The sequence below is a fragment of the [Borrelia] finlandensis genome, from assembly GCF_000181875.2.
GTDB classification, from domain to species: domain Bacteria; phylum Spirochaetota; class Spirochaetia; order Borreliales; family Borreliaceae; genus Borreliella; species Borreliella finlandensis.
Map to the genome: position 1 here is coordinate 1 of NZ_ABJZ02000006.1, position 18,664 is coordinate 18,664.

An 18,664-nucleotide genomic window follows, 5' to 3' on the forward strand; every position below is an offset into this window, starting at 1 on the left:
ATGCATGCTATTGGAAAAGCTTTTATTAAATACTATGAGAATTATGTGCTATCGGGTCAAGTTGTGCCGGGCTTAAAGGATAGTACAATTAAAAGCAAATTAAAAAAAGGTAGCGGTACTGCATCAACCCCACTTGTTGATACATCCAAAATGCTATCAGAACTCACTTATAAGGTGCTTAAATGATTGTAACTTTAGATTCAATTTTAAATCATTTAATCCAAATATTTAGGGGGTTTAAGGCCTATGCAATTGCAAATAATTTTAAATGCGATATCATAAATACTTACAATCATCCCTATCTTTCAAAAATTACAACTGCTAGCCCTAATATAATAGCATTGAAGTTTGATGGTACTCAGCATTTATTTGATCATAACTGCAAAACTGGTGCATTTTATGAAAATACTTTGGAATTTAGTGTGAATTTCCAAATATATATTATTTCAATAGTGTTAAATGCTAAAGATTTTGATGCCAATTCTCGGATGCTAATACTTTATGATATGCTTAGCGAGTTTCTACATAATAGAGCCCATAAGTATACTTTAGAAAATCAATCCCAACCCGAATATATCAATAAAATTAACTTTTACATTTACCCAATATCTAATATGCAAACAATTGGACTAATTAATTTAGGTACAAAATATAGCAACCATGCATACAGTGCCTCTATAGCATTCAATGCTAGTGTAAAAGCAATCGAAATTTTAAAGGAGGAATACGAAATTGCCGCAAGATACAATTAGTGTAAGTTTAATTGACTCTAGAATTCAAGCAAGCAAGCCCAATTATTATAATCCACTTTTGGTCTATAAAACGGCCAAAATCAAAGTTAATAAAGATAATACTAACTTTAAAATATTGAATTTAACCGTTAATAACTATGAACAACAAATTGAAAATTTAGAAAAAGATAATGGAAATGGAGACGATCAGTTTGGAAAAGAAAAAACACTGCTAAAAACCGCAATGTCGGATTTTTTCAATTCAAGTGAAGAGTCGTTAAAGGTTGCTGTTCTTTTCATTTATAAGGATAAGCCTGAAGAGTTAAAAAAATATCTTAAAATACATAGACACTCCTTTGTTGTGCTTATTAATACTGAGGGGAATAATTCAGAAGATGGGCTTAAGGTTTATAAAGATGACTATGCTAAGTTTAAAATGCCCTCAACTTTTTTTGTATTCTCAACTAAAGAACAAGAAATAAAAGAACCTTTTAATGATAAGGGGAATACTGAAAAAGCAAGAAATATTGTTGTTTACAGCAACAATAAGGATAATTTACACCTCAAATTTGTAAGTGGATATTTATATCAAGCAAGTATTTTCCATTCTGTAAATCCTTATGGTATGCCACTTTCTGCTTTACCACTTGTTGACGATACTGTAATTGGAAAGTTAAGAACTGCAAATATCAACTTTTATTCACTTCTTAATGAAACTGGTCTTGATGGTATGCCTGCTTTTAAAGAGGGTGTTGATCTTGCTGGAAATCCAATAGACACGCTTTTTACTTATCATTATATAAAAAACGAGGCAATTGTTGAGCTTATTAGAATTTGGAATAAAAACAATAGACAAAACAGTAAATTATCTGAACTTCAACTTAATGGAGCTAGAGATAATGCTTATACTTCAGCGATAGAATGCCTGCTTAAAAGATTCATCGATAGAGGACTGATTATAGAGTATAAAAACTTAAAACTTGTTCTATCAGCGTCTTCGCAGCTTAAATTAGAACTTAGTGTGAATATTACTTATAACTTTAGTATTAATGCTGTTGCTTTAGTAATTACTACTCAAGATATAGTTGATTATCAAAACAGTTTAAGCGTATAAGGAGTTAAAAATTATGCAATTTTATGATTTAAGAGAAGTTTATTTCTCAATAGGCGGTAGACAACTGCACAGTGGTAAGTTAGAGCTTACAAGCGAGCCTACAACACGAGCGGTGGTTAGTGCTGAAGATAGGGGGCTACCCGTAATAAGCTTAAGAGATCCTAAAACTATAACTTATATTTTTAATATTGAAGTCACTCTAGGTAGTCATGACTATATTTTACTAACCGAAATTTCAGATGATCAATTTTATAACATGGATGTTAGCAAATATGAAAAAATGCTTGATTTAGTATTTAATGATAGAATTGCTACTAAAATTATTACTAACTATGCAATTTTTACTGAAGAGCCCTCAAGAAGTTATTCAGCAGAGGCTGAAAAAGTTACTTTTGAAATTAGGGCTATTAATTGCCAAAAAACACACCCAAACAAAAACTAAAAGGAAATTCTTATTATGATAATGCGATATAAAATGAAAATTTTAACTAAAAACAAAACCTATGAATACCCACTAAAAGTATTACCAGTCTATGAATGGGATAGAGTACTAGGATTTAATCAAAGTGACGCTGTTTTTAAACTTAATGAAGTGAAATATCTAAAAGAAATTACAAACTTAATGATAAGTCCAAAATTTTTAGACGAGTTCTATGTAATTCTAGATGCAAATAGAGAATTTATTTCTTACTATAAAGACTATCTTGTTGCTATTATTTACACCGCGCAATTCAATACTTTTCATATAGATAATGATCTAAAAAAACCCGCTTTAGTATATTTGAGTGAATATGAAAATAACGTTGGTGATTTTGTTACTTTTGACTATATCGATGATAATTTTGACTATGAAAAAATAACCGTCTCACTTACATCAAATTCTAATGAATTGGTTGCTAAATGAGCAAAAGAAATAAGGAGATTGATAAAACTATTGCAAATCTTAATGAGACTAGAAAAAAGTATTTTAACTTGCTTGACGAGATAAAAAACGATAAATACTATTTTCCAGTAATTATGAATATTTGCTCATACAACACGGTTAAAAAATTGCCTTATGACGAGCTTTTAGAGGTCAATCGAATTGCTGATCTTAAATTAGAAAAAGAATTGTATGAATTAATTTTAAGCAAATGAGGGCTTAATGAGCGACAAATTCACCATTAAATTTAAAGGCATTCTTGATCATGCAGCAACAAAAAAGGCTATCGAACAAGATATTACCAAAATGGAAAAATATCTTAAACCTAAAAAATCTAGTTTAGGTAGTACTAAAGATATTGTAAAAAATAATTTGTCGGATAAGAAAAAAGAATTAAGCAGACAATCTAAGTTTGAAAACTTACGAGAACGTGTTGAGAAATATAGGCTAACACAAACTAAAAAGCTGATGAAACAAGGCATGGGTTTTGAAAAAGCTAGAAAAGAGGCTTTTAAAAGATCCTTAATGTCGGATAGAGATAAAAGGCGCCTTGGGTATAAAGAACTTGTAAAAGAATCAAAAGCAAAAAGTAAAATGCTAGCGGCCTCTCAAGGAAAAAGACTTGTTGCCAAAATTGCTATAGGTAGCGCCCTAGGAAATATCATTAGCAACGCTATAAGTAAAATTGGGGGCGGAATTTTAGGATTTGCCAAAAAAGCGGTTGAAGAAACATCTAAAACTAATAAAAAGAAACTTCTCAATAGTGCATTTTATACAGGAAAAGAACGAGATATGCTGATTAAGGGAACTGAAAAGGAGAAGGGAATTTTTAGCGGATTGAAAGGATTTGAGCGCAACTTAGAAAAAGAAGAGTTTTTAAATCAAGCAAGTGTTTTTAAAGGGACTCTAAGAGACTTGGGGAAGTTAAATTTTCATAATTTGAAAAAATCAATGGAGTTTGCAGCCGTGCTTAAATCCAGCGGTGCTATGAGCAGTGAGGATGCTGTAAAAGCCGTTAATAGTCTTCTTAGTGGAGATGGAAGTGAACTTTATGATATATTAAAAAATACATGGGGCGAGGAAATTGCCAATAAATATACAGAAGATGCTAAAAAAGCTTGGCAAAGTGGAGCTGAAGTAGATCTAGAATCCAGAATTAGTAAGATGCTTGAAATGTTAGGCGATTATAAAAGCTACGGTCTTACAAAAAAAGCGGATACAAAAGAAGAGATTGATAGCAATTTAGCCTCAGCTGAACAAACTCTTTCAAACTTGACAACTAATGTTTTAGAGCCGATACTTGATTTAGTTAAAAAAATCACTGAGTACTTAAAAGGTTTTACTTTTCAAACACATGTTATTGAGCCTTTTTTTAAAGGTCTGAAGAGTCTTTTTGCCAATATTCCTGTGATTAAAAATTTTTTTAAGGATCCCGAAACTATCCCTAATCCACCTAACTCAGGCCCAAAACGTAAAGAAAATGAAGATAATAATAACAATACTCCATAAATTTTGGTGAAAAGGTAATTACTTATGGCTATTAACAGTGAAAAAATTATTAAAAATGAAACTATTAATAATGAAAAGAAAATGTCTCAGGAAGAGATTTTCCAAATAATAAAAGATGTCACAACTCAAATATTTGCTCTTTTTGGAGCAGATAACTTTTTAGTACTATTTCCAAGACCAGATTTTAGAGGTTTTGGCTATGTGCCACAATTATTTTTTATAAAACCCAAAACCCAGCTAATATCGCGGACCTACAATACTACTTGCTCTAAAAGACCGGTTATCAACTATTATGATAGAAAAGCGGAATACGTAAGCTACAACCCCGTAATGACGGGAGAACATATCTCATTAAACGGAGGAGTATTAACATCTCTATATAAAGAAATGCTTTCCCCACTCAAAATGACTGTTTTTGGAAATTCTCTGCTGCGCTTTGACGTGCATCTTGTAAAAGAACAACTAGCTAATAGACTACAAGCCCAAGTTCCTTTTACTATCTACAGTCCAACTTTTGGCCTTAAAGAATTAGCTATAATTACAAGTCTTACATTTACAGATACTCCCTTTATTGATGAGGTTGAAGTTAGCCTATCAATAGAAGTAGTAAAAACATTTTCATTTGCATTGGGAAAATATAAAGGATAATCAATGTTACTAAGTTATGATTTTAAAATTGAATTTTACAATGTAGATAAATCAAAAAAATCAATTGATGGAATTCCTTTTCCAGAAGAAACTCCTAAAATTATAATAAATACACAAGATGGAATTCATGTTGATATTTCTATATCCAACGTGTATTCAAATATTCTTACTATAAGTTCCAAACAAGCTAAAATTGTACTTTGGAACTTACCTCTAGACTTCACCGACCGCATTAAATTTGGAGATATAGTAAAGATATATTATAAGAAATTTGCTCATGAAAAAAATTTTGATTTCATAATGGCGGGAACTTTAGGGCCCCCAATGAGCACTGATTATCCCGGTGGAGATTTTAGTGTAGAGCTTGATGTTCGTTTATTAACTAAAAGCAACTTCTTCAATCGCAAATTAGAGGGCGAAAAGGGAAAAAGCTTTAAAGGAAAGACGGTGCAAGAAGCAATAGAATCTGTATTTCCTAATCGCAATATCATTCGTATGGATGAAAAAGATAAACTTAAAGTGATTGACAAAAATATTTATGCCTCAACACCAAAAGAGTTTATTGATAAAATAAAAGGAGTATATGTTCATAGCGTAATAGCTGATATTGGTACCGGGTTAAAGGGGATTGAATGCAATATTATATTTACCAATTATAAAAAGGCGGGGGGAAATGCACACTATAAGGCACTAGAAGATTATGGGCTTGAATTTATTCCACAACAAGAAATTACTTTAGGCACCACACTTAAAATAAATCTTATATTTTGGAACGCCAAAACATTTTACACACATAAGCTAAATGTCGGCGATAAAGTTTCATTTATTGATGGACTAGGAAAAATGATAAAAACCACCATAAAAGAAACAAGTGCCATACTTAGCAATGTAGGAGAGTGTTCATTGATACTTAAATTATATGACGATTCTAATAGTATAAGTATTAGATAAAGGAACTTAAAATGAGTCAAGACTATGAAATTTATAGAATGCAACAGCGTCTTTATGGCCATGCATTAACACAAGAAGACATAAAAAATTGGATTTATTCAAATATTTTCATAACTCGAATTGGCACTATAAAAGAATTTAAAAAACAAACACAAGAGGCTGTTGTTACAATACCCGAATTTGAAGATCTAGAAATTCAAACAAGAAATATATCCAATATCAATTTTGAACTATCAAAAGGTGATACCGTTTTACTACTTCAATCAAACATTAATATTTTTGATAAAAATGACAATATTCATTTTGACAAGCACCATTTTTACATACTTAGTGTAATTGGCCCAAAAACTTTAAATTTAATTTCTGATACTGTTAAGATCAAAACAAATAGTACCATTGAAATAGCTAACCAAACAACTAGCTTAAAAAAAATTCTAGATAATATCGTAAATGCTATTAACGGCATAACTATCATAGGAGACTCAACTATTAACTATGCAAGCCTAAGAGCTGTAACTTCTAGAATTACCTCCGATATCAACAGTTTGTTTAACTAATTTTTGCTAAATATGATATAATTACTAGTATGGATTTAAGAATTGGCAATAATTTTGAATTGGTATTTAATAATGATGTATCGCTTGTTGATGGAATTGATGAGCCAAAACAAAGGTTATTCATATTCTTAAAAACCTTAAAGGGTAGTCTAAGTTATGCCCCTAATTGGGGACTGGACTACTTCTTGCTTTTGAAACTTTTAAAAATTAATAATCTTCAAGCTGTAAAAAACTATTTTCATGAAATATCTAAAGAACTTAACTTAGATTTAAGTAATATTTCAACTACTATAAAAGACCACAAAGTACATATATCATTTTTTTTCTCAGGCGACGTTTTGAATATGGAGTTTGATTTATGAGCATAGTTTTTGATTCTGATTTTGGCATTCTAAAACGTACAATTAAGGATATAGTAAAATCTAAAAGAGAATATTTGCGCGCAAATTATGGAATTAATATAGATGATAATAACAGTTCAATTTATAACATTATTGCATCTTCTTTAGCATTAATTGAAGAAGAAATAATTAATGAACTTAATCTGTTTTTTTCTAAAATGCGACCGGGCGGTACTTATTGGACCACTATTGAAGAACACATTTCTTCTAAAAGCACAACTTACAGCGCAGTTAAATCCGCTTTACTTAATCTTGATGGGGTTGAGTACACTAATATTAAAAGTTCAGCTGGAAAAGCCAATATATATCTAATTCTAAAAGAAGATTTATTAGACACTAGTAAAACTAATATTAGTAATTCTGAATTTAAGGCAAAACTTTGGGAGACATTATATCTAACAACTCCTAGTGGCACTTTGCTTGAAGGAAATATAGAAATTGATGGATTTAACTCAACTGGACAACGTAAATCCTATAAAATATCACTAGGAAAAAGAAAATATGTTTATATGAAAGTAAAGTACAAACTTGACCTTAAAAACTATCTCTACTTAAACATAGACTCTCAAATTAGAAACATATATTCTAGGATTATTTCAAATAACTATTCTGATATGGGAATTAGTTTTGAATATCAAGACTTTTTTGCTCCCGTTAATGAAGTAAAAGGTATTAGGTCTATAGAAATTAAAACTTGTGTTAAAGATACAGACACAAACAGTATTTCAAGCATTACTGAAAGCGATTTTAAAAAAAATGAAGACATTACCATTGATGATGATACGCTCCTGCTTTTCAATATAGCGGATCGATTGCTTATTGACATTGATAGTTGATAAATATGGAAATACCTAATTTTTTTAAAGGCACTGAAATTCATAAGTTTATACTTACAGAAACTGAATATGCACAAAAACTGCTTAATGAGCTTAAGTCCCTCAATTCTAACTTTATTTCCATTGATGTAAAAGAAAATATAAAATCAAGATATATTGCTATATGGCTATCTCAAGTCTTATCCATTTTTTATGCACAAACTCAAACTTTACAAAGTATTACAAACAATATTAATAGCGTTATTTTTGCTTTACGGCATATTGGTACTGATGAGTCATTTAGACTGATTTTTAAAGCGTTTTTGACCGTGGATATTTTAGTTACCACACCTCAAGCGGGTGTTATTGATATCTCTTTAAAAGGAGTAATAAAAACAAACTTTACTACATTTATTTCCCCTAGCACCGCAAAAGGCAAAAGGCCTAAAAAGATACTAATTAGAGAAAAGAAAGCTGGGTATACTACATCTAAAAAGGCTTTGGTATTCAATTCACTTCCTAAGGGATATGACCATTCAATTTATGCTTTTATCAAAAGGATTATTCCCATAGGTAGAGTACTAAAAATCAATGATAAAGATAGCAAAAATATTATCACTTTTAACAATTAGGAGGCTTAATGTCTGAAGAAGAGAAAGAAAAATTACTAATTGATGAGGAAGAAACAGTTCAAATTAAAGACTTAAATAGAGTTAAGGATGTAAAAAATACTGATCTTTTGCTGCTTGATGATGGAGTGGCAAACAGCAACGCTATTACTTATGAAAACTTTTTAAAAACCACTAAAGATAAGACATTTAAAGGAGAAGGACTAAGCTATTTTAAAGAGATAATTAAATCTACAATTGCCGAAGAGCTTGCAGCTGATACAAGTTTTGTAGAAAAAATTTACAATAAAATAATAAACAAGCTAATTAATAATGACCCAAATAATATTTCTAACCTTTTTAGTAAAATTAAATCACGCCTTACAAATAGCATATCATCAGCTACTCTATCTAAATATGATAATCTTTTAATAATGCCTAATTCAAGCACTATTCAAAAAACACCCGTTCCCAAACAACTACTCGGAGTACCGGCAGATTATGAGTACAGTGGTACAACCTATGGCAATACGCTTTATCCATATGAATACAAAAATAAATCAATATATATTGATTTAGAGTACGGTGGTGATATAACTCTTATTTTTTATAAAAATAATGATGATGACCCCATTTACCTTGATATTCAGATTCACGCAGAACACCATGCGCATCTTATTCCGAAAATGATATATCTAAGGTATTCCGATGAATCTAAAAAAACCATACTATATGAACACACGGGGGTTAATGGATCATCTACCATATTTCCTTTGCTCCAAGGATGGTATGTCCAAAAAAGAAGAAACAGATCAGGGGGCGCAGTCCCCAATCTTTTAAAACTGTGAACTTTTTTAGCAAAAATTATAATTTTGGTATATAATATAAATATAAAAATTAAAATCGAGGATTAAAAAATGGATACTATTAAAATAACAGAACTTCTAATTAATTTAAACGAAATAAAACTTATAGCCGTAATGATTTTTGTAACAGTACTAGTTCTAGGAGGGTTGATTCTTCTAAAACCACTACTAAAAGACATATTATCTATAGTAATAGGTAAGATTTTTAGAAATGGAAATGGCAATAATCATATTAAAAAAAGAGATTAATTCGTGAAATTATCTAAAGACAATCTTGAGATTGGACTTACATCCATATCAACCCTTATTGACGTATTCTCTAAATTTGAAGATGAATTTGACGAAATTGCACATAAAGGATTTTTTTTGGTTTATGAATTGTATTCTCATTATAAATTAATCTATAAAGCAAATATGGAAAGACTTGAGAATACATTAACTCCAACAATAGCTGAAACACTAGCTCCAGTGAATGACAAAATCAATCAATGTATCGATCTAGTTAATTCTGATGAGAAAAACCTAAAAATATCTAATCAGCTCAAATTCAACCAGGAAGGAAAACCTATCTATCAAGAAGGAATAAATAATGCAAAATAACACTATTAGTTTAGGCCTTAATTTACTATCCAACTTAACCAACATAGCTAAAGCTAATACAAACATAAATCATAATTACATCAATACTTTTGGTAGAGTAATAGATTTTTTCTACAAAACATATATTGAGACACTAAAATCCATAGAAACAGCTGAATCAATGAAAATATTTGAAGAAATACAAGACATTTTAAAATACAATATTGAAATAATAGAGGCTACTTCGAGTGACAAAAATAAAAGAATTATCTCCTCAATTAAAGCAAAACGTAACAAAATCATGAAAGAATATATCAATACTCTTAAAAGAGGTGAAAATGCTTAAGAAAACAAAGTGTCTACTAATTGCTGTACTACTATGTTGCACTACTATTGCTAGCCTACCAGAAGAACCAAAACCGCCAATTATTCAAACACTAAAATCTTTAACCAAATATGAAGCACAACTTTCAGAGTATGTTATGTACCTAGTAACATTTTTAGCTAAAACAAAAGTTAAAGTTAATGACCCAAATTATCCAGAATATACTTATCCAGACTTATCAACACTAAAAGACGAACACTCCATAACTGCGGTAAAATATAATATCAACATACTTTTAGAGTATATTAAAAAAACACAACCCATAGCAAAAAAAGTCTATAATCAATATTCAAAGTTAAAAATGTGAATTACAAAAAGGTTTTTCTTGCAAGAAATTCTATTTTACATATAAAAATCTCTAAAGCCAATTAATCTAAAATAGTGTATAATATGACTATAAGGGAAAATTTTATGGAAACAGTGTCAACAAATATTGCAAGTGTAACTCAAGAACAAATATATAAAGAATTTATTAGACTGGGCATGGAACAACTAATAGCACAAGATTTATCTAAAAGATATTATCACAATGAGCTAACATATAGAGATTTAGAAAATTTAGAAAAACAATTTGATATAAAATTTGATAATCTTGTTTCTAAAATAGATAATGCCAAAAGTGAACTTAATACCAAGATAGATAATGTAGAGAAGAATTTACAAAAGGATATATCTAATTTAGACATCAAGATTGATGCCGTAGAGAAGAATTTACAAAAGGATATATCTAATTTAGACATCAAGATTGATGCCGTAGAGAAGAATTTACAAAAGGATATATCTAATTTAGACATCAAGATTGATGCCGTAGAGAAGAATTTACAAAAGGATATATCTAATTTAGACATCAAGATTGATGCCGTAGAGAAGAATTTACAAAAGGATATATCTAATTTAGACATCAAGATTGATGCCGTAGAGAAGAATTTAAATGCCAAAATAGATACTGTAGAAAAGAATTTAAACACTAAAATAGACAATGTTGAAAAGAATTTAATGTCTCTTTCAGAAATGCTTAAATGGGTATTGGGAATCATGGGAGCAATGTCTATCACAATGATAGCGGGGCTAATATTTGCTTTCATTTCTAAATAGCTACTACCTCACTTAAAGAATATCAATTCAAATAATAATTGTTTATCCAATATTTAATATTAATAATTGATTAAGTGAATATTAATAATAAAAAAAGGAATAACAATGAAAATTATCAACATATTATTTTGTTTATTTTTACTAATGCTAAACGGCTGTAATTCTAATGATACTAATACTAGCCAAACAAAAAGTAGACAAAAACGTGATTTAACCCAAAAAGAAGAAGTACAACAAGAAAAACCAAAATCTAAAGAAGACCTGCTTAGAGAAAAGCTATTTGAAGACCAAAAAACACATCTTGACTGGTTAAAAGCCGCTTTAACTGATGCTGGAGAATTTGATAAATTTTTAGGATATGGTGAAGATAAAATAAAATCTGCACTTGATCATATAAAAAGTGAGCTTACTAGCTGTACTGGAGATAATGCAGAAAATCAAAAAACCACTTTCAAAGAGATAGTTAAAGGTGCCCTTAAAGGGGGTATAGATAATTTTGAAAATACTGCAAGTAGTACGTGCAAAAATTCATAATATATAGCAGCCCCCAAATAGGGGGCTTTAATATTGCTATGCTGCAAATATCTCATCAAACCGTTCATATTCTTTTAAGACACTAAAGAATATTAATGGACTAGGACCATAAGCAGTCCTCTTAAACGCCACAAACTTTTCAAAATCTTGTAAATCCTTTAATTTATTGTTTTTCTTGAAATAGTTTTTTATAATCTCCGCCCAATAGTTTATACTCTTAAAATCACTGTTTTTCTCAAAATACGAGATTAAATCAGATTCAATTTTCTTGATATCATCAACATTATTGGGGTCTATATTCTGAATAAAGCTTATTTTTTGAATAATTGAGTTTATATTATCTTTTGTTGTAGGGCTATTTACCCAATCTTTTATATTAGACAACGCTTCTTTAAAAACACTGTAATAATAAAACCTATCTTTTTTTTGTTCTTGATTAATGCCTCTTTTCTGGTTTTGAATAGTGTTATTTTTCTGAATTTGATTAATCTCTTGTTTTTGTTCCCTTTTTTGTTCTTGCTTTTGATTAACACTAACTTGCTTGCTAGGCATAGAATTTTCGTTTTCGTGATTATTGTAAATAGGTGCTGCATCAGTATCAAATTCACTTTTTATGTCAAGATACGCAACTAAAGCATACCTTTTAAAATAAGTAATAGCTGCACCAACAAGTTGTGGCATTGTATTCAAATTTTTAGACCCATTTTCACCGTTCCATTGTAATTTATCTGTATGAATTAATGTATCAAGCGACTCTTTGTATCCAGTACTTTTACTGTAAAATGTAGTCCTAACAACAGGAACTTCACCATTTTTACCATACACAAAAGTTGGAAATTGCCAAAAACCAAGCTTTAAATTGTGATTTTTTATAACATTTTGAATTACTTCTACTATGACATTGAAATCTTGATACTTATATCCGTATCCTTTAAGACTTTTGTCAATACGTGGCAAGTTCATTCTTAAAGTATCCATATCATTTAAAAAGTCTATTTCTGCTTGAATATTATTTTGTATTTCTTGATTATTATTGTTTGATATGTTTGTCATTTTTTTTACTCCTTTTATGATAATAAATATTATTTTATAGCAAAAACTATTTTTGCCAACTTTTTTACAAAAATTTTTACAAAAAATTAGGGCTTAGCTAAATTCTCTTGCTAAAGAACTTCGCTAAACCCTTATATTATTTTTTGCAAATTATCATAAAAGGTAGGTAAAAACATGAAAATATTTTCCTACACTGTTTGTAGTGTAGCCCAATTTAGAATTAAAATCAATTTGTATTTTTACCAAATTACAAAAAGTGTATTAATTTAACAAAATTAATAATTAAAAATTAATATTTTTTTAGAAAAGTATTTACTTTTAAATCAAAATTTTGCATTATAATAGTAATTATTAATAATCATAAAAGGAGTAAAAAATGAAAGGTTTTTTAAACACCCCAAAAGGGCCAGTTTGCCATAACAAACACCAACATAAATTAATATCTCTTACTTCAACACTAGATTTTCTAAACAAAAAAGATAAAAAATATAACCAAAAAAACATACTCTATTACTATAATAAAAATCTAAAAAGAAATGGTTTGGCTCCCACTACTTTAAGAACAATGCAAAATTATCTTTATAAATTAGAAAAAGTATTAAAAGTCACAACGAATTACTACCAACACATGGGTGTAAATTGTGGAACTGAAATTTATTATAAACTAAAGTATCCTAAAAAAGAATGTTACCAGAAAATCAACAAGTACTTTAAAGAACAAAAAAACTCTAGATTTAAATCTAGAGTCAATAACCATTTTAAAGATAATGTTTCCAAAAATAGTAGTGTAAATTCAGTGGAGTGTTTAAGTAATAAAAATAATATAAAAGAAGAAAGAAAGATTAAAGAAATAGAAAAATATCAACTAAGAAATTATTTCAATAATTGTAACTTTAAAACAGAAGAAGCTCTTTCTATTTTGTATTTAAATATTGATAAAGATACTAAGATTGAGGCAATAAATATCTTAAAACAAAATGAAATTGCCCTAATAAAAAAATTCAATATAAAAAAATCTTGCATGAAAGAAAAACAAAAAAAATTAAAAGAAATTCTATACAACACTAGGAAAGAATTAGAAGAAAACGGGTACAATCCCAAACAATTAGAAATAAATTTACAAAAAGTATACGAAAATTACAAATATAAGCCCCACTTTATTATTAAAAATCATAAATATAGCGATTTAAACAATATAAAGCGTAAATTAGAAAAGTCGATTGAAAGAAAAAAAGAAAATTCTCAACAAGATTATGAGAACTTAAAAACAAACATTTTCAATATCCTTATTGAACAACTAAAAAAAGAAACAAATATTGAAATTCTAAAGCCAATTATCAAAAAATATTTGAATAACCAAAAGAAAATAGAATACAATAAAGTATTTGGTATATATCATCTTGAATTATTAGAAATAATAAAAAATGAAAAAAATTCTTTAACCACAGAAGAATTTAGCATAAAGGCCGTATGAGGATTTAACATGGAAAATGCACTAGAACCTATTGAAACTGTAAAAAAAGGTAAATGTAAAGTTGAATGCCAAAATAAAGAACGTTTTATTTTGATTGAAAAAGAAAATGGTAAAGCAATGTACCATACAAAAATAATGATGGACATTTACAAATTTGGAGTGTATGAGAAAAAACACGAATTTAGATTATCATTGAGGGCCTTATTTAACGGGGAAAGAATTGTTGAAGAAACTCATTTATACCCAATTAAAGAAGGAGATAAGTTCATTGGTATTTTTTATGGTTATAGAAAGCCGATTAAAAAGCCGTTAATAAAGTATCAAATAAACGGGGCTAGAAAAGCATATGCATTAGCAAGGGCATATTATATGGAATTTAGATTTAAAGCCGGAAGTGTCTTTTGCTATTTCAAGGGATTATATCGATTATTAGATAAAAAAAGAACAAATAATCATTACAACAAAGTTTTATTTAGTATGTTTACAGATTTAGAACAACAAGTATATAAATTTTATGGGAAAAAATACCCGGAACAAGGACCACTAATAAAATGGATAATAAAAAACCTAAAATAATAACAATAGCGTCAATCAAGGGCGGTGTTGGTAAAAGCACAAGTGCAATTATATTTGCAACCTTATTGGCTCAAAAATATAAGGTATTATTAATAGATATAGATACTCAAGCATCCACCACTAGTTATTATTATGATGATATACAAAAATCCAGTATAGATTTAAGAAAAAATAATATATATGAAGTTTTAATAGAAAAATTAGATATTAATCGATCAATCGTTAATGTAGCGAATAATTTAGATTTAATACCTAGTTATTTGACTTTACATAGTATAAATGCTTTTGGTTATAAGCACACTTTTGATGAATTTAGATTAAAAAAAGAGCTTAAACATATAGATGTTGGATATAATTTTATTATAATTGATACTCCCCCAAGTTTGGATTTTACTTTAACTAATGCTTTAGTTTGTTGTAACAATGTAATTGTCCCCTTGACAGCAGAAAAATGGACAATTGAAAGTTTTGACCTTTTGAAATTTTTTATGAAAAAAATAGGTGTAGAATTGCCTACTTATTTTATAATAACGAGATTTAAAAAAAATAATACACATAAGCAATTGTTGGAAATGCTAAACTCCAAAGAAAATTTTTTAGGAATGATATCAGAAAGAGAAGATTTAAATAGAAGAATTGCTAGTAATTCTTCTTTTGATTTTCAAATGGATTATATAAAAGAGTATAAAAATTCATTAATGAATTTTTATGCAAAATTAAAATAATTATAATTATAAGTTCGACGCGTTGAACTTATAATTAAGGAGGCTTGTTATGAAAAATAATACAAAATTAATAATCAATAAAAGGGATATTGATTCTGAGGGGAATGCATTACTTGTAGATTCTTCTAATGTTAGTAAAAATGGTGTTGAAACAGATCGTTATAATACTTTGAAAAAGAAATTGTATGTAAACCTTAGAGAAGGAGTTTCTAATAGAGTAGAATGTATGAAAATCTTAAAAGAAATTAAAGATAATGAATACTATAAGCTTGATGGATACAAAAGTTTCGATGCTTTTATAAAGGATTATGATGTTGCAAAAACTCAAGCGTATAACTATTTAAAAATTGCCAATGCAATAGAAGCAGGAGTTATTGAGGAACAATATGTATTAGATAATGGATTTAGATTAATATTAAGTGTATTGAAAGATAAAGAAAGTCCAGTATTGAAAAAATCTAAACAAAACTCAATAAAACCATTGAGATTTCAACTTAAAACTCAAGAAAGTTATGATTTTTACAAAAGCAATGCTAAATTTACAAGTTTTATGATGCAAGAGATTTTTGAAAATCAAAAAGATTTGATTAGTAAACTTTTAAAAATGTATAAACAATTAAAAGGATAACCTATGAACAATTTAGCATACAAAACATATAACATAGAAAGTATAAAAAACGAATTTTTAAATATAGGGTTTAGCAAGGAAGCAATAGATTTTGTTTTTCTGCATAATGATAATTACAACTTTGAATTTTTAAAAGAGAAAATAATTGATATAGAGAAGAATTTGCAAAAAGACATATCTAATTTAGATGCCAAAATAGACAATGTGGAAAAGAATTTAAATTTAAAAATAGATGGTTTGAATATCAAAATAGACAATGTAGAAAAGAGCTTAAATGCCAAAATAGATAGTTTAGACACTAAGATAGATAATGTAGAGAAGAATTTAAATATTAAAATAGATAGTGTTAAAAATGAACTTAATTCTAAAATAGATAGTTTAGACGCCAAAATAGACAATGTAGAAAAGAGCTTAAATGCCAAAATAGATAGTTTAGATACTAAGATAGATAATGTAGAAAAAACTTTGCAAAAAGATATATCTAGCTTGAATACTAAAATAGATAGTGTAGAAAAAACCTTACAAAAGGATCTATTTAACCTAGATAATAAAATAAATGTTTTAAAAAACGAACTTACTGCAAGTAATAGAACAATACAAGTAATTTTAATAATGGGAATAACACTTGCTCCAATTATTTATTCTATATTCAATAAGTATTTTTTAAATTAAGAATGATTAAAATTTTATAAAGTAATAAGTTAGTATATAGCTTTAAAGTAGAACTTATTTGAATTTTTTAACAAGATAATTTAAATAGGTTCTTTTATTTTAACAAATACAAAATAATTTTAATTCTAAATTGAACTGAATTTAATCGTTTAGTGAGTTTATCTAAAATAAATTGAGCTAAGCCCGCGGCTTTATTGAGCTCTTTAACATGAGAATTTAATAAAGCTTTTATTTATTATAATAATTTCTGTAAAAAGCCTGACAAAAATAGTTTTTGTTATACATATGTATATGTATAGCTAAAAAAATATATTGCTATCAAAAAAATCCAATTAAGTTGGGTTTAGCTAAGTTCTTTAACAAGAGAATTTAAATAAGCCCAACTATTTTTTTGTAAAAATTTTTGTAAAAAAGCCTGACAAAAATAGTTTTTGCTATAAAATAATATTTATTATCATAAAAGGAGTAAAAAAAATGACAAACATATCAAACAATAATAATCCACAAGAAAATATTCAAGGAGAGCTCAAAATGATAAGTGTTAATCAACAAAGTTTTACTGGTTGTGAAATATTTGAGGAAAAATCTTCTCCCATTAAAGAAAAAAGTAAATTAAGTAAGATAGGCAAGAAATTGCCAGGAATAAGTAGTCAAGAGTGTTTTAGATTTAATCGTAATATTGATTTTAGTTTGCAAAGAAGCAAGCTAGATAAATATGGAGCTAGTGAAGTGGGGACTGTTGTAATTGGTGGCGCTGGTCTTAAAGACGTAATGATAAATAGTGTGCTTAAATATTTTGGCATGAGTTTGCCTTTTAAAGAGAATTTATACATGTTAAAAGGTAAAGAGTTGGAAAATTTAGGATTTAGAGAATTTGTTAAGGCGTATGGTGATAATATTGCCGTTTTGTATAAAAATAAATATGCCAACGGCGTTGACAAATATAATTATTTCAAAAAAATAGACAATTGTTGAGCCTTTAGTAGGCTCAACAATTGATGGATGGTTTATGAATATTTATGGTGATATAGAGCTTTTAGAGATTAAGAGTAGTGATTCTACTTATATAAGTAGTGCTATTGAAGAGTACAATAAAAATGGCAATTTTTTAAGTAGTAAGTATTTTTTCAAATACTATGTTCAGGCGCAAATGCAACTAGCATGTACTGGACTTGAGTATTGTAATTTATTCTTTTTAATAGACGCTGCACCAGTTAATTGTAAGATAAAGAGAAATGATTCTTTAATATCAAAAGTTCTTAATTTTGTTCTTAAATGTGAACGTGAAGTTTTTAATATAAGAGCCGAAATTGTTAAAAACAATCAGGTTAAGTTATTAATATCCAATAATATTGATAATGATACGTTTAATAAGCTTGTTGAAGAGATTGAAGAGTTGGTAGTAAAGAGTGATTTTTATCAATCTGGAGTTGAGTTTGATTGGATAAATGAATTTGTAGAGTATGTTGAGTGTGTAAATTTTGAGATTAAAACCGAGCAGTCTGCTATAAATCTTGAACACAATCTTATTGAGATTAATAACTTAAAAGTAGAACTAAATAAAATTCAAAATGAAAACAAAAAAAGAGAAAAACCTATAAAAGATTTGCTCAAAATTAAAATTGATAAGATTATGGATGAGTATCCACTAATAAATCATAGGAATTACAGATTCAAACAATTTGTATTCACTTATGATCCTAAAAAAAGAGCAATAGCAGATAGATTTAAAGAACTTACACCAATAAATAATAAAGTCTTTGTGCCGAGCAATATGAGTAATATAGCATATGCAAATAGTGTCCCCTTTTGAATGGGGCA

25 protein-coding genes and 2 pseudogenes are annotated in these 18,664 nt (G+C 28.2%); 26 read left to right on the top strand and 1 reads right to left on the bottom strand.

Going from position 1 to position 18,664, the window contains the following annotated elements; all coding sequences use genetic code 11:
* The 20 genes and pseudogenes from BSV1_RS04290 to BSV1_RS04385 form a co-directional block, all read left to right on the top strand.
* Positions 1 to 186, top strand: a pseudogene (locus BSV1_RS04290) (hypothetical protein); the annotation flags it as partial.
* Positions 183 to 752, top strand: a complete 570-nt coding sequence (locus BSV1_RS04295) for a DUF764 family protein (protein WP_008882855.1) — start codon at positions 183 to 185, stop codon at positions 750 to 752. The pseudogene BSV1_RS04290 and the gene BSV1_RS04295, both read left to right, overlap by 4 nt.
* Positions 733 to 1,845, top strand: coding sequence for a DUF787 family protein (locus tag BSV1_RS04300; protein ID WP_008882852.1), 1,113 nt, complete (start codon positions 733 to 735; stop codon positions 1,843 to 1,845). Before BSV1_RS04295 ends, BSV1_RS04300 begins: the two co-directional genes overlap by 20 nt.
* A gap of 13 nt (positions 1,846 to 1,858) precedes the next feature.
* Entirely contained in the window at positions 1,859 to 2,287 is a 429-nt protein-coding gene (locus tag BSV1_RS04305) for a DUF1463 family protein (protein ID WP_008882888.1), read from the top strand.
* A gap of 15 nt (positions 2,288 to 2,302) precedes the next feature.
* On the top strand, positions 2,303 to 2,749 hold the full coding sequence (locus BSV1_RS04310; RefSeq protein WP_008882874.1) for a DUF1473 family protein: 447 nt from the start codon (positions 2,303 to 2,305) through the stop codon (positions 2,747 to 2,749).
* Complete coding sequence (locus BSV1_RS04315) at positions 2,746 to 2,982, top strand: DUF1322 family protein (protein WP_008882866.1); 237 nt, start codon at positions 2,746 to 2,748, stop codon at positions 2,980 to 2,982. Before BSV1_RS04310 ends, BSV1_RS04315 begins: the two co-directional genes overlap by 4 nt.
* 7 nt (positions 2,983 to 2,989) lie before the next feature.
* On the top strand, positions 2,990 to 4,276 hold the full coding sequence (locus BSV1_RS04320; protein WP_008882900.1) for a DUF759 family protein: 1,287 nt from the start codon (positions 2,990 to 2,992) through the stop codon (positions 4,274 to 4,276).
* 24 nt (positions 4,277 to 4,300) lie between these two features.
* Entirely contained in the window at positions 4,301 to 4,924 is a 624-nt protein-coding gene (locus BSV1_RS04325; RefSeq protein ID WP_008882877.1) for a DUF792 family protein, read from the top strand.
* 3 nt (positions 4,925 to 4,927) lie between these two features.
* Entirely contained in the window at positions 4,928 to 5,875 is a 948-nt protein-coding gene (locus tag BSV1_RS04330; RefSeq protein ID WP_008882858.1) for a DUF693 family protein, read from the top strand.
* An 11-nt stretch (positions 5,876 to 5,886) separates the two neighbouring features.
* A complete protein-coding gene (locus tag BSV1_RS04335) occupies positions 5,887 to 6,432 on the top strand; it encodes a DUF777 family protein (protein WP_008882889.1) in 546 nt (181 codons plus the stop codon).
* A 29-nt stretch (positions 6,433 to 6,461) separates the two neighbouring features.
* Positions 6,462 to 6,794, top strand: a complete 333-nt coding sequence (locus BSV1_RS04340) for a contractile injection system sheath initiator (protein WP_008882883.1) — start codon at positions 6,462 to 6,464, stop codon at positions 6,792 to 6,794.
* Positions 6,791 to 7,669, top strand: a complete 879-nt coding sequence (locus BSV1_RS04345) for a DUF276 domain-containing protein (RefSeq protein ID WP_008882864.1) — start codon at positions 6,791 to 6,793, stop codon at positions 7,667 to 7,669. Before BSV1_RS04340 ends, BSV1_RS04345 begins: the two co-directional genes overlap by 4 nt.
* Before the next feature lie 5 nt (positions 7,670 to 7,674).
* Positions 7,675 to 8,280 (top strand): DUF735 family protein, encoded by a 606-nt coding sequence (locus BSV1_RS04350; protein ID WP_008882867.1) that lies wholly within the window; start codon positions 7,675 to 7,677, stop codon positions 8,278 to 8,280.
* Between the two features lie 8 nt (positions 8,281 to 8,288).
* Complete coding sequence (locus BSV1_RS04355) at positions 8,289 to 9,104, top strand: DUF685 domain-containing protein (RefSeq protein WP_008882903.1); 816 nt, start codon at positions 8,289 to 8,291, stop codon at positions 9,102 to 9,104.
* 69 nt (positions 9,105 to 9,173) lie between these two features.
* Complete coding sequence (locus BSV1_RS04360; protein ID WP_008882860.1) at positions 9,174 to 9,371, top strand: BlyA family holin; 198 nt, start codon at positions 9,174 to 9,176, stop codon at positions 9,369 to 9,371.
* Positions 9,372 to 9,374: 3 nt separating this feature from the next.
* Positions 9,375 to 9,722, top strand: coding sequence for a BlyB family putative holin accessory protein (locus tag BSV1_RS04365; RefSeq protein WP_008882891.1), 348 nt, complete (start codon positions 9,375 to 9,377; stop codon positions 9,720 to 9,722).
* A complete protein-coding gene (locus BSV1_RS04370) occupies positions 9,712 to 10,047 on the top strand; it encodes a BlyB family putative holin accessory protein (RefSeq protein ID WP_008882901.1) in 336 nt (111 codons plus the stop codon). The genes BSV1_RS04365 and BSV1_RS04370 overlap by 11 nt, the downstream gene beginning before the upstream one ends.
* Positions 10,040 to 10,393 (top strand): BBA14 family lipoprotein, encoded by a 354-nt coding sequence (locus tag BSV1_RS04375; RefSeq protein ID WP_008882878.1) that lies wholly within the window; start codon positions 10,040 to 10,042, stop codon positions 10,391 to 10,393. The genes BSV1_RS04370 and BSV1_RS04375 overlap by 8 nt, the downstream gene beginning before the upstream one ends.
* An 83-nt stretch (positions 10,394 to 10,476) precedes the next feature.
* Positions 10,477 to 11,181: a Bdr family repetitive protein gene (bdr, locus tag BSV1_RS04380; protein WP_162470431.1), complete on the top strand. Its 705-nt coding sequence runs from the start codon at positions 10,477 to 10,479 to the stop codon at positions 11,179 to 11,181.
* Between the two features lie 105 nt (positions 11,182 to 11,286).
* Entirely contained in the window at positions 11,287 to 11,715 is a 429-nt protein-coding gene (locus BSV1_RS04385) for an Mlp family lipoprotein (RefSeq protein ID WP_008882885.1), read from the top strand.
* A gap of 36 nt (positions 11,716 to 11,751) precedes the next feature.
* Here the strand turns inward: BSV1_RS04385 and BSV1_RS04390 are convergent, their stop codons facing one another.
* Positions 11,752 to 12,768, bottom strand: a complete 1,017-nt coding sequence (locus tag BSV1_RS04390) for an ERF family protein (protein WP_008882892.1) — start codon at positions 12,766 to 12,768, stop codon at positions 11,752 to 11,754.
* Positions 12,769 to 13,144: 376 nt separating this feature from the next.
* Between BSV1_RS04390 and BSV1_RS04395 the strand changes: the two genes are divergently transcribed.
* From BSV1_RS04395 to BSV1_RS06835, 6 genes and pseudogenes are all read left to right on the top strand, one after another.
* Positions 13,145 to 14,242 carry a plasmid maintenance protein gene (locus BSV1_RS04395; protein ID WP_008882850.1) on the top strand — a complete coding sequence of 366 codons (1,098 nt, stop codon included), beginning with the start codon at positions 13,145 to 13,147 and terminating at the stop codon, positions 14,240 to 14,242.
* 9 nt (positions 14,243 to 14,251) lie between these two features.
* Complete coding sequence (locus BSV1_RS04400; protein ID WP_008882862.1) at positions 14,252 to 14,818, top strand: DUF226 domain-containing protein; 567 nt, start codon at positions 14,252 to 14,254, stop codon at positions 14,816 to 14,818.
* Entirely contained in the window at positions 14,794 to 15,543 is a 750-nt protein-coding gene (locus BSV1_RS04405) for a ParA family protein (protein WP_008882910.1), read from the top strand. The genes BSV1_RS04400 and BSV1_RS04405 overlap by 25 nt, the downstream gene beginning before the upstream one ends.
* 49 nt (positions 15,544 to 15,592) lie before the next feature.
* On the top strand, positions 15,593 to 16,171 hold the full coding sequence (locus BSV1_RS04410; protein ID WP_008882906.1) for a chromosome replication/partitioning protein: 579 nt from the start codon (positions 15,593 to 15,595) through the stop codon (positions 16,169 to 16,171).
* 3 nt (positions 16,172 to 16,174) lie between these two features.
* Positions 16,175 to 16,843: a Bdr family repetitive protein gene (gene bdr / locus BSV1_RS04415; protein WP_008882907.1), complete on the top strand. Its 669-nt coding sequence runs from the start codon at positions 16,175 to 16,177 to the stop codon at positions 16,841 to 16,843.
* A 474-nt stretch (positions 16,844 to 17,317) separates the two neighbouring features.
* Positions 17,318 to 18,656: pseudogene (locus BSV1_RS06835) on the top strand (DUF244 domain-containing protein).
* The last annotated feature ends 8 nt before the right edge of the window (positions 18,657 to 18,664 follow it).

What these genes read in the sequence shown, in the direction of transcription:
- BSV1_RS04390 (WP_008882892.1), bottom strand. Translation starts at nt 12,768, where the DNA reads ATGACAAACATATCAAACAATAATAATCAAGAAATACAAAATAATATT.
- BSV1_RS04325 (WP_008882877.1), top strand. Translation starts at nt 4,301, where the DNA reads ATGGCTATTAACAGTGAAAAAATTATTAAAAATGAAACTATTAATAAT.
- BSV1_RS04370 (WP_008882901.1), top strand. Translation starts at nt 9,712, where the DNA reads ATGCAAAATAACACTATTAGTTTAGGCCTTAATTTACTATCCAACTTA.
- BSV1_RS04305 (WP_008882888.1), top strand. Translation starts at nt 1,859, where the DNA reads ATGCAATTTTATGATTTAAGAGAAGTTTATTTCTCAATAGGCGGTAGA.
- BSV1_RS04395 (WP_008882850.1), top strand. Translation starts at nt 13,145, where the DNA reads ATGAAAGGTTTTTTAAACACCCCAAAAGGGCCAGTTTGCCATAACAAA.
- BSV1_RS04335 (WP_008882889.1), top strand. Translation starts at nt 5,887, where the DNA reads ATGAGTCAAGACTATGAAATTTATAGAATGCAACAGCGTCTTTATGGC.
- BSV1_RS04340 (WP_008882883.1), top strand. Translation starts at nt 6,462, where the DNA reads ATGGATTTAAGAATTGGCAATAATTTTGAATTGGTATTTAATAATGAT.
- BSV1_RS04405 (WP_008882910.1), top strand. Translation starts at nt 14,794, where the DNA reads ATGGATAATAAAAAACCTAAAATAATAACAATAGCGTCAATCAAGGGC.
- BSV1_RS04400 (WP_008882862.1), top strand. Translation starts at nt 14,252, where the DNA reads ATGGAAAATGCACTAGAACCTATTGAAACTGTAAAAAAAGGTAAATGT.
- BSV1_RS04410 (WP_008882906.1), top strand. Translation starts at nt 15,593, where the DNA reads ATGAAAAATAATACAAAATTAATAATCAATAAAAGGGATATTGATTCT.
- BSV1_RS04330 (WP_008882858.1), top strand. Translation starts at nt 4,928, where the DNA reads ATGTTACTAAGTTATGATTTTAAAATTGAATTTTACAATGTAGATAAA.
- BSV1_RS04320 (WP_008882900.1), top strand. Translation starts at nt 2,990, where the DNA reads ATGAGCGACAAATTCACCATTAAATTTAAAGGCATTCTTGATCATGCA.
- BSV1_RS04345 (WP_008882864.1), top strand. Translation starts at nt 6,791, where the DNA reads ATGAGCATAGTTTTTGATTCTGATTTTGGCATTCTAAAACGTACAATT.
- BSV1_RS04355 (WP_008882903.1), top strand. Translation starts at nt 8,289, where the DNA reads ATGTCTGAAGAAGAGAAAGAAAAATTACTAATTGATGAGGAAGAAACA.
- bdr (WP_008882907.1), top strand. Translation starts at nt 16,175, where the DNA reads ATGAACAATTTAGCATACAAAACATATAACATAGAAAGTATAAAAAAC.
- BSV1_RS04315 (WP_008882866.1), top strand. Translation starts at nt 2,746, where the DNA reads ATGAGCAAAAGAAATAAGGAGATTGATAAAACTATTGCAAATCTTAAT.
- BSV1_RS04295 (WP_008882855.1), top strand. Translation starts at nt 183, where the DNA reads ATGATTGTAACTTTAGATTCAATTTTAAATCATTTAATCCAAATATTT.
- BSV1_RS04350 (WP_008882867.1), top strand. Translation starts at nt 7,675, where the DNA reads ATGGAAATACCTAATTTTTTTAAAGGCACTGAAATTCATAAGTTTATA.
- BSV1_RS04375 (WP_008882878.1), top strand. Translation starts at nt 10,040, where the DNA reads ATGCTTAAGAAAACAAAGTGTCTACTAATTGCTGTACTACTATGTTGC.
- BSV1_RS04310 (WP_008882874.1), top strand. Translation starts at nt 2,303, where the DNA reads ATGATAATGCGATATAAAATGAAAATTTTAACTAAAAACAAAACCTAT.
- BSV1_RS04360 (WP_008882860.1), top strand. Translation starts at nt 9,174, where the DNA reads ATGGATACTATTAAAATAACAGAACTTCTAATTAATTTAAACGAAATA.
- BSV1_RS04385 (WP_008882885.1), top strand. Translation starts at nt 11,287, where the DNA reads ATGAAAATTATCAACATATTATTTTGTTTATTTTTACTAATGCTAAAC.
- bdr (WP_162470431.1), top strand. Translation starts at nt 10,477, where the DNA reads ATGACTATAAGGGAAAATTTTATGGAAACAGTGTCAACAAATATTGCA.